The organism is Parasphingorhabdus sp., assembly GCF_039939955.1.
Lineage (GTDB): Bacteria > Pseudomonadota > Alphaproteobacteria > Sphingomonadales > Sphingomonadaceae > Parasphingorhabdus.
The window spans coordinates 19,927-34,625 of record NZ_JBDVHS010000006.1 but is presented as its reverse complement, the minus strand read 5'-3'; the positions used below and the strand labels follow the sequence as shown (position 1 = coordinate 34,625).

15 protein-coding genes are annotated in these 14,699 nt (G+C 53.2%); 14 read left to right on the top strand and 1 reads right to left on the bottom strand.

The genetic code is table 11. The features are described 5' to 3' along the window. Window positions 1-79 precede the first annotated feature (79 nt). From ABJG22_RS11350 to ABJG22_RS11340, 3 genes are read left to right on the top strand one after another with little or no spacing between them, the layout of a single operon-like run. Entirely contained in the window at window positions 80-892 is an 813-nt protein-coding gene (locus ABJG22_RS11350) for a cytochrome b/b6 domain-containing protein (protein WP_348020387.1), read from the top strand. A gap of 2 nt (window positions 893-894) precedes the next feature. Next, entirely contained in the window at window positions 895-1,647 is a 753-nt protein-coding gene (locus tag ABJG22_RS11345; RefSeq protein WP_348020904.1) for a molybdopterin-dependent oxidoreductase, read from the top strand. 29 nt (window positions 1,648-1,676) lie between these two features. Continuing rightward, complete coding sequence (locus ABJG22_RS11340) at window positions 1,677-2,927, top strand: class I SAM-dependent methyltransferase (RefSeq protein ID WP_348020386.1); 1,251 nt, start codon at window positions 1,677-1,679, stop codon at window positions 2,925-2,927. Window positions 2,928-2,957: 30 nt separating this feature from the next. Here the strand turns inward: ABJG22_RS11340 and ABJG22_RS11335 are convergent, their stop codons facing one another. Next, window positions 2,958-3,401 carry a DUF1801 domain-containing protein gene (locus ABJG22_RS11335; protein ID WP_348020385.1) on the bottom strand — a complete coding sequence of 148 codons (444 nt, stop codon included), beginning with the start codon at window positions 3,399-3,401 and terminating at the stop codon, window positions 2,958-2,960. An 87-nt stretch (window positions 3,402-3,488) separates the two neighbouring features. Here ABJG22_RS11335 and ABJG22_RS11330 point away from each other — a divergent pair, with 87 nt between their 5' ends. From ABJG22_RS11330 to truB, 11 genes are all read left to right on the top strand, one after another. After that, the gene (locus ABJG22_RS11330; RefSeq protein WP_348020384.1) at window positions 3,489-4,712 is read left to right on the top strand and encodes an argininosuccinate synthase; all 1,224 of its coding nucleotides are present in this window, start codon (window positions 3,489-3,491) and stop codon (window positions 4,710-4,712) included. A 9-nt stretch (window positions 4,713-4,721) separates the two neighbouring features. After that, complete coding sequence (locus ABJG22_RS11325) at window positions 4,722-5,696, top strand: calcium/sodium antiporter (protein ID WP_348020383.1); 975 nt, start codon at window positions 4,722-4,724, stop codon at window positions 5,694-5,696. Between the two features lie 124 nt (window positions 5,697-5,820). Beyond that, complete coding sequence (gene rimP, locus ABJG22_RS11320) at window positions 5,821-6,378, top strand: ribosome maturation protein RimP (RefSeq protein ID WP_348020382.1); 558 nt, start codon at window positions 5,821-5,823, stop codon at window positions 6,376-6,378. A gap of 2 nt (window positions 6,379-6,380) precedes the next feature. Further along, window positions 6,381-8,009, top strand: coding sequence for a transcription termination factor NusA (gene nusA, locus ABJG22_RS11315; RefSeq protein WP_348020381.1), 1,629 nt, complete (start codon window positions 6,381-6,383; stop codon window positions 8,007-8,009). Then, entirely contained in the window at window positions 7,990-8,673 is a 684-nt protein-coding gene (locus ABJG22_RS11310) for a DUF448 domain-containing protein (protein ID WP_348020380.1), read from the top strand. The genes nusA and ABJG22_RS11310 overlap by 20 nt, the downstream gene beginning before the upstream one ends. A gap of 63 nt (window positions 8,674-8,736) precedes the next feature. Beyond that, window positions 8,737-11,316: a translation initiation factor IF-2 gene (gene infB, locus ABJG22_RS11305; protein WP_348020379.1), complete on the top strand. Its 2,580-nt coding sequence runs from the start codon at window positions 8,737-8,739 to the stop codon at window positions 11,314-11,316. A gap of 115 nt (window positions 11,317-11,431) precedes the next feature. Continuing rightward, a complete protein-coding gene (gene rbfA, locus ABJG22_RS11300; protein ID WP_348020378.1) occupies window positions 11,432-11,842 on the top strand; it encodes a 30S ribosome-binding factor RbfA in 411 nt (136 codons plus the stop codon). 89 nt (window positions 11,843-11,931) lie between these two features. Continuing rightward, window positions 11,932-12,510 carry a thymidine kinase gene (locus tag ABJG22_RS11295; RefSeq protein ID WP_348020377.1) on the top strand — a complete coding sequence of 193 codons (579 nt, stop codon included), beginning with the start codon at window positions 11,932-11,934 and terminating at the stop codon, window positions 12,508-12,510. Continuing rightward, entirely contained in the window at window positions 12,503-13,042 is a 540-nt protein-coding gene (locus ABJG22_RS11290; RefSeq protein WP_348020376.1) for a GNAT family protein, read from the top strand. The genes ABJG22_RS11295 and ABJG22_RS11290 overlap by 8 nt, the downstream gene beginning before the upstream one ends. A gap of 2 nt (window positions 13,043-13,044) precedes the next feature. Further along, window positions 13,045-13,755, top strand: coding sequence for a class I SAM-dependent methyltransferase (locus ABJG22_RS11285; protein WP_348020375.1), 711 nt, complete (start codon window positions 13,045-13,047; stop codon window positions 13,753-13,755). Beyond that, window positions 13,737-14,699, top strand: coding sequence for a tRNA pseudouridine(55) synthase TruB (gene truB / locus ABJG22_RS11280; RefSeq protein WP_348020374.1), 963 nt, complete (start codon window positions 13,737-13,739; stop codon window positions 14,697-14,699). Before ABJG22_RS11285 ends, truB begins: the two co-directional genes overlap by 19 nt.

The window sequence follows — 14,699 nt, the reverse complement described above, 5'->3', positions numbered from 1 at the left end:
ACTTCAAATGTTCATGCTTCTGGAACAGTAACTGTAACGACGGGCTTGGCAATGCCGAACCAGCGGTTAGAGTGTAATCATGCCTGAGGAAACTATCATTCCAGTCCAACCTCGCCACCGCTTGACGACCCGCCTTTGGCACTGGATCAATGCTTTGTGCTTGATCGTATTACTGATGAGCGGCCTCACGATTTTCAATGCCCATCCGCGCCTCTATTGGGGTGAATATGGAGCAAATGGTGACTATGCCTGGATGGCTGTAGGATCGTCGGATAGCTTCGGTTATCTGCGTTTTGGTGAGACGCGCATAGAGACCACAGGCGTTCTGGGAAATTGGGAAGACAGCCAAGGTAAGATACAGAAATGGGCTTTCCCGGGCTGGGCAACTATTCCTTCCACTTACAGTCTTGCGGATGGCCGGCGCTGGCATTTCTTCTTCGCCTGGATATTCAGTGTTGGCCTTGGGCTCTTCATGATTGGTTCGCTGTGGAATAGGCATATCCAGCAAGATTTACGCATAGGGGTAAAAGAGTGGCGGCCATCGGTCATTTGGAGATCTTTTCAAAGCCATCTCAAGCCGAGCGTCATCAGGCAATCGGCTGGTCAGGACTATAATATCATCCAGAAGCTGAGCTATGTCGGGGTGATCTTCATTCTATTACCGTTGATGATTTTTAGCGGCCTCGCAATGTCCCCGGCGATGGATGCGAACTGGCCGTTTCTGACCGATATATTCGGTGGCCGCCAATCAGCCCGCTCGTTGCACTTCATTGCTGCGTTCTTGCTCGCGCTATTTTTTGTTGTTCACATGATCATGGTTCTACTGTCCGGTCCTATTCGGCAAACCGCGTCGATGATATTCGGTGGAAAAGCGAAGGAGCCATCAGCGTGACGATCATTACTCGACGCAGGTTGATAACAAGCGCGGCCGTCGGTGCAGGGGGGCTGTTGACCGGTTGCGACGCCCTGAACCGCAGCCCTGCTTTCCAGAAAATCTTGGCGAGTGCGGAGACCGCAAATTTCGCGGTTCAGCGCGCACTTGGGGATCGTATGGAACTGGCTAGTGAATATACGTTGGCCGACCGGTCGCCCAAGTTCAGAGCCAATGGTACCAGGGACCCTGGAACTCCCGACTATGCAGCCAGCGCAGCACAAGGCTTCGCCAATTGGCAACTTCGGTTGACGGGATTGTTTGATCGGCCCCAGACATTCAGTCTGGCGGCGTTGCATTCCCTGCCGCAGCGGACCCAGATTACCCGACACGATTGTGTCGAGGGTTGGAGTGCTATCGGGCAATGGACAGGGGTTCCGCTTAAAATATTGCTGGATATTGCTCGGTTAAAACGCAGTGCGCAGTTTCTAGTTTTTCACTGTGCGGATAGGCTTGGTGGAAGGCCATATTACGAAAGTATCGATCTGCTAGATGGCTTTCATCCGCAAACGATATTGGCGCATCGTCTGAACGGAGAGGCTTTGCCGATAGAAAATGGTGCTCCTCTCCGGCTTAGAGTTGAGCGGCAGCTTGGCTATAAACATGCCAAATATGTGACCGGGATTGAAGCGGTCGCATCGCTGGCCGGTATCGGTGAAGGCAAGGGGGGCTATTGGCAGGATGTAGCCGACTATGAATGGTATGCAGGTATGTGATGTATTTCGGTTTCGTCAGGAGTGAATGAATGTCGATATTGGGACGATTTCTGGGAAGCGTGATTAAAAAAGGATCGATACGGGTGACCCACCCCGACGGGTCAACGGAAGTCTATGGTACCGCGACGCCCGGATATCCGGACATTGGTGTCCGGCTTGCTGATAAAGCGGTGATACGACAGATATTGCTGGATCCCCGATTGGGTGCTGCTGAGGCGTTCATGGATGGACGGCTGATCGTCGAGCAGGGAAATATCATGGAATTGGTGCAGCTTTTGCGCGCCAACCGCCCCTTTGAACGCGGGGGAGCGTTAAAGAACCCTAGTGCCTTCAAGAAAGTCCGTAACTATGTGGCGGGCCGGGTGGACCGGATAAACTTGCTTAGCCGCTCGAAAAGCAATGTCGCGCATCATTATGATATCGGCAATGACCTCTACGATCTTTTCCTCGATGATGACCTGCAATATAGTTGCGCCTATTGGGATTTCGATCGGCGCGGCGCAGATATGACCTTGGAGCAGGCGCAGGCGGACAAGAAGGCGCATATTGCCGCGAAGCTTGATCTACGACCGGGGCAGCGGGTGCTCGACATCGGCTGTGGCTGGGGCGGCATGGCGCTCTATTTGCATCGCAAGACAGGCGTAGAGGTGCTCGGCATCACGCTTAGCGAGGAGCAGCTTAAAAAAGCGCGGGAGCGGGCTGAAGCAGAAGGCGTGGCGGACAAGGTGAAGTTCGAGCTAATTGACTATCGCGATCTAGCGACGCGTGAGGCTGGAAAATTTGATCGAATTGTTTCTGTCGGGATGTTTGAACATGTTGGTACGCCGCAGTTTCGGACATTTTTCCGCTGTTGCGCCAATCTGATGACGGATCAGGGCGTGATGCTCTTGCACACAATAGGCCGGATGGGTGGTCCGGGGACGACCGACGCTTTCACACGCAAATATATTTTTCCCGGTGGCTATATTCCAGCCCTCAGCGAAACGCTGGCGGCAAGCGAACAATATCGTCTGATCGCGACGGATGTAGAAAATCTCCGTCTGCATTATGCCTTTACCCTTCGCGAATGGTATAAAAGAACCTTGGAAAACCAAGATAAGATTATCGCGCTCTATGATGAACGCTTCTATCGGATGTGGATTTTTTATCTGGCTGGCGCGACAGCGGCGTTTGAATATGGTGGCATGTGTAATTACCAGATTCAATTCAGTCGCAATCGTCGGACCTTGCCGCTGACGCGGGACTATATTGGCGAAACAGAGAAAAGCCTGACGGCATAGTTATTTTCGAAGCGGTCTGTCGTTGGAGAATTATTGGGGATAGCGTTCGTTCATCAATTCCCAATTGTTGCGGATAAGTTCTTCCAATATCTCTAGATTCACCTGCTCGAGGCGATTGATATATAGGCAGGACTTTCCGACTTTATGTTTGCCCAGCAATCCCAAGAGGCGGTCTTGTTCTGATTGGGCTTCGGGTGTGCAATAGGCACCCATTAGATAGAGGCTGAGTTTAGCCTTTCGCGGAGAAAAACCGGAGCGCAGTGATGTGCCTTCTCTTCCGCTTTCATATTTATAGTCATAGCTGCCAAAGCCGATGATTGTCGGACCCCACATTTTCGGTTCCTCGCCGGTGACTTTGCGGAATAGTTCAATCAGTTTGAAGGATTCTTCTTTCCGGCGGTCGGGCTCGGCTGTCTCGATAAACGTCAAGACATCGACATCGGTTGGTTTGGTTTTCAATTTTGCTTTTGCCATTAGAACCTCCCGATTGTCGGTATATCATATTGCGCGGCAAATTGGAGCCTGTTAGGCGCGGCGCTTGATTCATGGAAAGACGGTAAAATGAGCGATTCTGTAAAACGTGTGGTTTTGGCTTTTTCAGGCGGCTTGGACACTAGTGTGATCCTGAAGTGGCTTCAGCAGGAATATCAGTGTGAAGTTGTTACCTTTACCGCCGATCTTGGGCAGGGCGAAGAGCTTGGTCCTGCGCGGAAAGTAGCAGAAACTCTGGGTGTTAAGCCTGAGCATATTTTTATTGATGACTTACGCGAGGAATTTGTGAAGGATTTTGTCTTTCCAATGATGCGCGCCAATGCGCTCTATGAAGGGCTTTATCTGCTTGGTACATCGATTGCGCGGCCGCTAATTTCCAAGCGTCAGATTGAAATCGCAAAGCTGACAGGAGCGGATGCTGTATCGCATGGTGCGACCGGTAAGGGGAATGACCAGATTCGTTTTGAACTGGGCTATTATGGCCTTGATCCCGATGTGACGGTGATCGCACCGTGGCGGGAATGGGATCTTACCAGCCGGACGCGATTGATCGAATTTGCTGAAAAGCATCAGATTCCGGTGCCTAAGGACAAGCGTGGCGAAGCGCCATTTTCTACGGATGCCAATATGTTGCACACCTCATCCGAGGGTAAAGTGCTGGAAGACCCGTGGGAAGAAGTGCCCGATTATGTCTATTCGCGCACCAACAATCCAGAAGATGCTCCGGATACGCCAGAATATATTACCATTGATTTTGAGCGTGGCGATGGCGTCGCGATCAACGGTGAAGCTATGTCGCCTGCAACTCTCCTAGAGAAGCTGAACGAATATGGTCGCGAACATGGCATCGGCCGGCTGGATCTGGTCGAGAACCGTTTCGTGGGTATGAAGTCGCGCGGCATGTATGAAACACCGGGTGGAACCATCTATCACGCAGCCCATCGCGGCATTGAACAGCTTACGCTGGATAGTGGTGCGATGCATATGAAGGATGAATTGGCGCCGCGTTACTCGGAGCTTGTTTACAACGGCTTCTGGTTTGCACCTGAGCGCGAAATGCTACAGGCCGCTATCGACAAGAGCCAGGAACGGGTGACGGGCACAGTCCGGCTGAAGCTCTACAAGGGTTCCGTCAACGTCGTCGGCCGGAAAGCTGATGTCAATTTCAGTCTCTACAGCGAAGATGTGGTGACTTTTGAAGATGACCAAGGTGCTTATGATCAGAAAGATGCAGAGGGTTTCATCAAGCTGAATGCATTGCGACTGCGGCTTTTGGGTAAACGCAATCGCTGATCTACAGGCATGTTGACCGCAGCTCTTATCCTGTGTCTCGGTTTTGTCGTTCTTATCGTAGGCGGGGAACTGCTCGTTCGTGGAGCGGTGCGGGTTGCGGAACGGGCTGGCATGTCACAGCTTCTCATTGGTCTGACGATAGTAGGATTTGGTACATCCGCACCTGAACTGGTTGCGAGTGTTGAGGCTGCCCGTGCCGGTTCACCCGGGATTGCCTGGGGCAATATTGTCGGCTCCAACCTTGCAAATAGCTTGCTCATTCTGGGTACGGCCTCGCTGATCCTGCCAATGGTAGTCCCGCGGGGGCCGTTATGGCGAGATGGCGGTTTTGCGTTGATCATGACGGTTATTCTGTGGCTGGTCGCTACCACGACCGGTATCACTGTTGCCGTCGGTAGCGCTTTTCTAGTGCTACTGGCTGGTTATATGGGCTACGCCTATTGGGCCGAACGGACGCAGCCGGTCGGGGCAAGCGCGCTACATGAAAAAGCGGAGTCTTTGGAGGTTTCGGACACGCATTTGCATGATGAGCAACCGCTCTGGCGCTCTATTTTGGTGCTTTTGTCCGGGATCGTCATGATCATATTGGGCGGCCGTTGGCTGGTCGAGGGTGCGGTCGATCTTGCGCGTCTGATCGGGATGAGCGAAGCCGTTATCGGACTGACGGTCATTGCAATTGGCACTTCGCTGCCGGAGCTGGTGACGTCGGTGATCGCTGCCTATAAAGGTGCCAGCGCCGTGGCATTGGGCAATGTTCTAGGCTCCAATATCTTCAACCTGTTGCTGATTGGCGGGGTTACGGCGGTCATTGCTCCCGGTACGATACCTAGTGAGATTAGTAATTTCGGCCTGCCGATCTTGGTGGTTGTTTCCATATTGCTTTTGATATTTGCAGCCACCGGTCGGAAGATAACGCGCTGGGAAGGCGGTATATTGCTCGCCATTTATCTAGCCATGCTTGTTTATAATGTCGTTGCCGTTTGAATCAGGCGTTGCAATATTGCGAATCTGCCTCTAAATAGAGGGCATCCCAACATTGTGAGATTTGAAGGGGCTGGCGCCAGACGGGGCCGGCAGCAAAGCCTTTGTATTTGGAAATGGAAGATAGTTGACCGACATAGCGTCCCTGACAAACCTGATTAAGCCGGAAGCAGATGCTTTGGGCTTTGATTTGGTGCGGGTGGAGTTTGTGCCCGGTGCGGAAGAACTTACGTTACAGATCATGGCGGAGCGTCCAGAGACAGGTCAGCTTGGCATTGATGACTGTGCGGCGTTGTCGCGCCGTATCTCGGAAAAGTTCGATATGCTGGAAGAAGAGGGCCGTGACCCCATTGACGATGCTTATCGTCTGGAAGTCAGTTCCCCCGGTATTGACCGGCCGCTAACCCGTCCATTCGACTATAATAATTGGGCTGGCTATGAAGCGCGGATCAATCTGATTGACGCGGTAGCGGGCAAAAAGCAGCTTCGTGGTCAACTCGAAGGCCTTGAAGACGACATAATAAAGATTGACGATCGCGAGGCGGGCAGTCAGGAGACGCCTCTGACGAACGTCCATAGCGCGAAATTGATTCTGACAGATGCTCTGATTGCTGCGACCGTACCGGTTTCAGCCGCAGGAACCGACGAAATTGAAGAACAGACTTTAGAAGAACAGGAAGACTAATCATGGGCAGTGCTATTTCAGCCAATAAAGCCGAATTGCTCGCTATTGCGACCGCCGTTGCTACGGAAAAAATGATCGATAAATCGATCGTGATCGAGGCGCTGGAAGAAGCGATCCAGAAAGCGGCACGTGCGCGCTATGGTGCTGAGAATGATATTCGCGCCAAGCTAGACGTTAAAACAGGCGATTTGCGTTTGTGGCGGGTGGTTGAAGTGGTTGAAGAAGTCGAAGACTATTTCAAGCAGGTCGACGTGAAACAGGCCGCAAAACTGGAGCCGGGATCCAATGTTGGTGACTTCATTGTTGATCCGTTGCCAGAAGTTGATCTCGGTCGAATTGACGCGCAGTCGGCGAAGCAGGTGATCTTTCAAAAAGTTCGTGATGCGGAGCGCGAGCGGCAATTTGAAGAATTTAAGGATCGTGGCGGAGAGATTATCACCGGCGTGGTGAAATCGGTTGAATTTGGCCATGTGGTTGTTGACCTCGGGCGCGCAGAAGGCGTTATCCGGCGTGACCAGCAGATTCCGCGCGAAGCGGCACGGGTTGGCGATCGTGTCCGCGCTCTTATTCTGGATGTGCGCCGCGAAAATCGTGGACCACAGATTTTTCTATCGCGTGCCCATCCTGATTTCATGCGGCTATTGTTCGCTCAGGAAGTTCCTGAAATTTATGACGGCATTATCGAAATCAAAGCGGCTGCTCGTGATCCTGGCTCTCGTGCCAAGATCGGTGTGATCAGCCATGATAGCTCGATTGATCCAGTCGGTGCCTGTGTTGGCATGAAGGGTAGCCGCGTTCAGGCTGTCGTGCAGGAAATGCAGGGCGAGAAAATCGATATTATTCCTTGGTCAGAAGACATCGCAACCTTTGTTGTGAACGCGTTGCAACCGGCAACGGTTAGCCGTGTGGTCATCGACGAGGAAGAAGGCCGGATTGAAGTTGTGGTTCCTGATGATCAGCTGAGCCTGGCTATCGGTCGCCGTGGGCAGAATGTGCGCTTGGCATCCCAGCTGACTGCTCTTGCGATTGATATCATGACCGAAGCGGATTCGAGTGAGAAGCGGCAGGCTGAATTTACCGCTCGTACTGAACTGTTCCAAGAATCTCTGGATGTCGACGAAACTCTGTCGCAGCTGCTGGTGGCTGAAGGCTTCAGCGAGCTTGAAGAAGTTGCCTATGTTGCAGCGGAAGAGATTTCTAACATCGAAGGCTTTGACGATGAATTGGCCGCGGAACTTCAGAACCGTGCCATAGAGGCGTTGGACCGGCGTGAGGCGGCTGCAAAAGAAAAACGTACCGAACTGGGCGTTGAGGACGCGGTTGCTGAATTGCCGCACTTGACCGAAGCTATGTTGGTAACGCTTGGAGAAGCAGGTCTTAAGACGCTCGATGACGTTGCTGACCTCGCTACTGACGAATTGGTTCTGAAACGGAAGTCGGAGCCGCGTCGCCGGAATGACAATCGTAAGCCTGAACCCGACGGTGTCTTGGCCAAATATGGCCTGACCGAGGAGCAGGGCAACGAAATCATCATGGCAGCGCGTGCGCACTGGTTTGAGGATGAAGACGAAGCAGCGCCTGCTGCAACGGAAGAAGCTGGGGAGGACGCAGATGCGGAATCTCCCCAATGAGACGCGGTCTAAAACTCTAGATCGTACGCCACACCGTAAATGCATATTGACTGGGGAAAGTCTTCCTCAGGATCAATTGGTGCGACTGGCGATGAGCCCTGATGGGCAAATTGCGCCGGATGTGCGGGCGAAGGCGCCGGGTCGTGGTGCTTGGATTGCTGTCGATCGGACTGAACTTGAAGCGGCGCTTTCCAAAGGGCAGCTTAAAGGTGCGCTCTCGCGGGCCTTTAAGACCGGTCAGCTTGATATTCCCGCCAATTTGGCAGATCAGCTTGAAAAAGCGCTGGAGCGTGCCACATTGGATAGGCTCGGCCTCGAAGCACGGGGCGGGACCTTGCTAACCGGTTCAGAAAAAATTGAAACGGCGGCGCGCCGGGATGAGCTCACGATGCTTCTTCATGCGTCGGATGCTGGGCAAGACGGATCGTCCAAACTCGACCAAGCTTGGCGCGTCGGCAGCGACCGTGAAGGCGAAGATTTCCGTGGGATGACTTTGCCAGTGGACCGCCAGGGGCTTTCTGTGGCATTGGGCCGCCAGAATGTAGTTCATATCGGGATAACCCATAAACGCGCAGCGGACCGAATTTCGCATATGCTGGCGAGATGGGTTCGCTTTATCGGTTCTGATGCAAAGCAGGGTGATGCGGAAAAGAAGGTTGCGTAATTTGGTTTAAACAAACCAAGTAATATGTTGAAAATATCTATTTTTAGGGATTAAGTCTGTTCGATGAGTGATGAAACAAAAGATACGCCAAAACCTGCACGCAAACCCTTGGGGTTGAAGCGTTCGGTCGAACCTGGCGAAGTCAAACAGACTTTTAGCCACGGACGCACCAACAAGGTGGTGGTCGAAGTCAAACGCAAGAAGCTTGTCGGCAAGCCCGGTGCACAGGAAGCGGCGAAAGAAATCGTCAAGGAGACACCTGCTCCAGCTCCCGCGCCAGTTGCAGCACCAACGCCAGCTCCAGCGGCTAAACCGACCTCGAAAAAACAGCCAGCTGCGGCTAAGGCGAATGATGGTCTGACTCGTCAGGAGAAACAGGCGAAATTGTTGCGCGAAGCTGAAGAAGCGCGTCTGGATGCGATGAAGGAAGCGCGTCAACGCGACACGCGCCAGAAAAAAGAGCAGACTGCAGAAGAGAAAAAACGGTCGGAAGAAAAACGCAAAGCTGAAGAAGAGCAAGCGCGCAAAGCACAGGAAGAAATTGCTGCCGCTGAAAAAGCTGCTGCCGAATCTACCGACGCTGCGGCGGAGCCAGCGGAAGCTGAACCGGCTAAGCCGGAAACTGCTGCTGCCAAGACCGATGCCCGGCCTCCAGCGCGTAAATTTACTCCCGTGGAAGCGCCAAAACGCGCGAAGCCTGAGAAAGAAAAACAGAAAACTGGACGCGGCGACCGCAATGATCGTCGTCAATCCGGTAAGCTGACCGTCAACCGCGCTTTGCGTGGAGAAGATGGTGCGGCCCGTGCCCGATCGCTTGCTGCACTGAAGCGCGCGCGCGAAAAGGAAAAACGGGCCCAGAGATCTGGCCGGCCTAGCGAACCGCGCGAAAAGCAGTTTCGTGACGTTGTTGTACCGGAAGCTATCACCGTTCAGGAACTGGCCAAACGTATGGGCGAGAAGGGGGCTGACCTCGTCAAATCCCTGTTCAACATGGGGTCAATGGTCACCGTCAACCAGACGATTGATCAGGATACGGCAGAATTGTTGGTCGAGGAATTCGGTCACAATATTCAACGTGTGTCCGAGGCCGATGTTGAGATTGATACCCAAGCGGACATCGATCCAGAAGAAACGCTTAAGCCGCGTGCACCGGTCGTTACGATCATGGGCCATGTCGATCACGGCAAGACGTCCTTGCTCGATGCCTTGCGCGGTACCGATGTGGTTGCAGGGGAAGCCGGCGGCATCACCCAGCATATCGGCGCCTATCAGGTGACAATGAAAAATGGTGACAAGGTAACCTTCCTGGATACCCCAGGCCATGAAGCCTTTACCGAAATGCGTATGCGTGGCGCGAATGTTACGGATATCGTGATTTTGGTCGTCGCTGCCGATGATGGTCTGATGCCTCAGACTATCGAAGCGATTAAGCACACCAAGGCTGCTGGCGTTCCGATGATCGTGGCGATCAACAAGATTGACAAGGAAGGTGCGGACCCCACAACTGTTCGTACTCGCCTTTTGGAACATGAAGTCATCGTGGAAGAAATGTCTGGTGACGTTTTGGATGCGGAAGTTTCTGCGCTCAAGAAACTGGGCCTCGACGAGTTGATGGAGAAAATCCACGTTCAGTCCGAATTGCTGGAACTAAAGGCCCGTCCTGATCGTCCAGCCGAAGGCGCGGTTGTTGAAGCGAAGCTCGATATCGGTCGCGGACCGGTTGCGACCGTTTTGGTCGAACGCGGTACGTTGAAGCGCGGCGACGTCTTCGTTGTCGGCTCGCAGACCGGTAAAGTTCGGGCGATGATCGATGAAAAAGGCAAGCAGGTTAAGGAAGCAGGACCTTCTACGCCGGTTGAAGTGCTCGGTATTTCTGGCGTTCCGTCGGCAGGCGACAAGCTGACCGTGGTCGAGAATGAAGCGCGTGCCCGTGAAATTGCGGCCTATCGTGCGGAACAAGAAAAACTCAAGCGGACGACACAAGCGCCGACGAGCCTAGAGAATATGTTCTCTGCGGCGGCCGACAGCGCGGTGGAATTCCCTGTGCTGGTCAAAGCCGACGTTCAAGGCTCTACCGAAGCCATTGTGCAGGCGTTGAACAAGATTTCGAACGACGATATCAAAGTGCGTATCTTGCACAGCGGTGTTGGCGCGATCACGGAATCGGATGTGACATTGGCCGGTGCCAGCAAAGCGCCGATCATTGGTTTCAATGTGCGGCCCAATGCGAAAGCCCGGGAAATTGCGAAACGCGATAATGTCCGCTTCAAATATTTCGACATCATCTATGCGTTGACCGATGAAATCCGCGCCGAAATGGCCGGTGAACTGGGGCCAGAGAAGATCGAGAACGTGATGGGGCGTGCCGAGGTCAAGGATGTGTTCAAGTCTGGCAAGAGAGACAAGGCTGCCGGTTTGCTGGTCACCGAAGGATCCTTGCGCAAAGGTCTTTTCGCTCGCCTTACCCGCGACGATGTTATCGTCAGCGCAACGACCATCGCATCGCTGCGGCGCTTTAAAGACGATGTCGAAGAAGTCCGTGCCGGCATGGAATGTGGCGCGGTGCTGGAAGACACCAATGACATCAAACCAGGTGATATGCTCGAAGTCTTCGAGATTGAAGAGCGCGAGCGGATTATTTAGCAACACCAATCTCTCTATAGGGAAGGGTGACTGTGCAGCGTGAGCCATTTTGGATTACGCGCGCAGGATGATGCGTGGACTTAAAGGTTCTCAATCAAAAAGGGAGATAGAGCTTATGGCAAAATATAACGACACATCTCCCGAAGGGCGTTCAGTGCGCTTGCTGCGGGTCGGCGAACAGGTCCGGCATATCTTGTCGGAACTGCTGATGCGCGGCGAGGTCCATGATGCGGTGCTGACATCGCACAGCGTCAGTGTCACGGAAGTCCGCATGTCTCCGGATCTGCGTCACGCGACGGTGTTTGTGAAGCCCTTGCTTGGTGCCGACGAAGCGGACGTGCTCAAGGCCCTGAAAACCAACACGGCGTTCTTCCAGAAGGAAGTCGCGAAGCGGGTTAAGATGAAATATGCGGCAAAGCTAAAATTTTTGCCAGACGAGAGCTTCGATACCGCCGAGCATATCGAGAGCTTGTTGAGCAACCCCAAGGTTGCACAGGATTTGTCGAAAGAGGCTGACGAAGGCTGATTTTATTCGTTCGAAGACTGCCGAAGGGTGGTTTTAGGGCGTAAAAGTGCTTCGACAGGATCAGCACGAGCGGCTATGCAGCGGAACTTATGGCCAAACTCTATTTCTACTATGCGTCGATGAACGCCGGAAAGTCGAGCAATCTGCTGCAGGCGGCGTTCAACTACGGTGAGCGCGGAATGAAGGTTATGTTGTGGACCGCAGCTATTGATAATCGTTCCAGCTTTGGCGCGATTGCTTCGCGGATCGGCTTGCATGCTGATGCCCACCGTTTCGGTGAGGATAGTGATCTGTTTGAAGCTGTGGCAGCGGAACATAGCGAAGATGAGCTTGCGTGTGTGATGATCGACGAAGCGCAATTCCTGACGGAAGATCAAGTCTGGCAATGTGCAAGAATGGCGGACGAGATTGGTGTGCCGGTGCTTTGCTATGGTTTGCGGACCGATTTTCAAGGGAATCTATTCCCCGGATCGGCGAAGCTTCTGGGCATCGCCGATAGCTTGGTTGAGCTAAAAGCGGTTTGTGACTGCGGGCGAAAGGCAACCATGAATCTGCGAATTGATGGAAGTGGCAAAGCCATTGCAGCGGGCGAGCAGACCGAAATTGGCGGAAATGAAAGCTATGTTGCCCTGTGCCGCAAACATTTTGTGGAACGGCTCAATGACTGAACTGTCTCAAACACTGGAAGCCGCACCGGTTCGCCTTGAACCTTTGTCTGAGTATCATGTCGAGCCACTGCGCAAGGCCTGTGCTGAGGACCAGGAGATTTGGAATATCTACCCGGTGTCGATGCTCGATGAGCATTTTGACAAGGCGATGGAGGTCTTCCACAATACAAGCAATTGGGTTCGCTTTGCGGTGATCAACGGGAGTACCGATCAACTGGTCGGGATGAGCAATTTTATCAATCCTGATCCTGTGGCAAAAACAGTCGAAATTGGCGGGACCTATATTGCACCATCGGTGCGCGGTAGCGGTTTCAACGATGTGATGAAGAAGTTGATGATTGATCATGGCTTTGATTGCGGTTTCACACGCATCGAGTTTCGGGTGGATACCCGTAACAAACGGTCGATGGCAGCTGTGCTGAAGCTCGGTGCGAAACATGAAGGCACGCTGCGCAAAAACCGGATTACCTGGACCGGTTATGTACGGGACACAGCGGTTTTTGGTTTGCTCGAAGAAGAATGGGCCAGATAATCATGACGGGTGAGATAAATGGCTGGGTAAGCTCTGCTGACGCATGGGTTGCGTCCGTTGGAGAAGAGGGGGACTGGACCCGTAAAACCATTCTCGATGCGGCGATGCTCGAACGTGTGGCAAGGCATGGCGGCACTTTCCTTGATATAGGTTGCGGGGAAGGGCGGTTCGTACGCAAGTTGCAAGAGCGCGGTTTGCACGGTGTCGGAATCGATCCCGTGGAAAAGCTGATTGCCGTGGCACAGCAGCGTGATCCGAATGGTGACTATCGCATTGGGGTTGGCGAGAAACTGCTGTTTGACGACGCCAGCTTTGATTTGACGATCAGCTATTTATCCCTGATCGATATCGAAGATTTTCGTTCCGCGATAAAGGAAATGACGCGCGTGACGAAGCCTGGCGGTTCGATATTGATCGCCAATTTGACCGGCCATTTTACCGCCGGAAAATGGGAGCGCGGACCAGATGGCGAATATAAGAGATTTGAAATCGACAACTATCACGAAGAACGGGCGTCGCGAGAGCGATGGTTGGGGATCGATGTCTTGAACTGGCATCGGCCAATGAGCGCTTATCTCACGGAATTTCTGGCCAACGGCCTGATCCTGCGCCATTTTGCGGAACCAACGCCGCCAGATCAGAATGATCCGAAAAGTGATTGCTACACCCGGGTACCGGGCTTTGTGGTGATGGAGTGGGAGAAACCCGCTTGAAGCCGCATGGTTGGATCATATTGGATAAACCGTTGGAGCTCGGCTCGACGCAGGCGGTTGGGGCGGTAAAGCGAAATTTACGCGAGGCTGGCCTTCTCGGCACAGGTAAGAATAAGCTGAAGGTCGGGCATGGCGGAACGCTGGACCCGCTCGCGACGGGGGTTTTGCCGATTGCGATTGGTGAGGCGACGAAGCTTTGTGGGCGGATGCTCGATGCTTCCAAAATTTATGAATTTACGATCGGTTTCGGCTCAGAGACGGAGACATTGGATGTCGAGGGAGCCGTTACGGAAACTTCTGACCATCGACCGACTTTGACAGAGATTGAAACGATTCTGCCTCAGTTTACCGGAGCGATTGAACAGATCCCACCCAAATATTCGGCGCTGAAGATCGACGGTAAGCGGGCCTATGATTTGGCGCGAGCAGGTATGGATGTGGAGATGAAGCTGCGGGAGGTGACGATTTACGCGCTTTCTATTCGTCGTCCTGCACCGGCCTCAGGATCTGGTGCGTCGCTGGAGGAAATCACCCTTGCTGCCAATGTCTCCAAAGGGACTTATATTCGCTCCCTCGCCCGCGACATCGCCCGCGCACTTGGCACTTACGGTCACGTGACCATGCTCCACCGCACAAAGGCTGGTCCATTTACCTTGGAACAGGCGATTTCGCTGGACAAAGTCAATGAAATTGGTAAGGGCGCGGACATTAAAGACTATCTCTTGCCACTGGAGGCAGGGCTGGACGACATCCCGGCTTTTGACCTCACTCCTGATCAGGCAAGAATGCTTCGGCAAGGCTTAACGCTGGACGAGGACGAAATGATCGGGAACCCGGCTATCGACGGGCTTTTCTTGGCGACAGAGAGCGCAGGCTCTCCCGTTGCTTTGGCAGAGTTAGTTGATGGCACCGTAAAGGTTGTTCGCGGGTTTAATATGCAATGA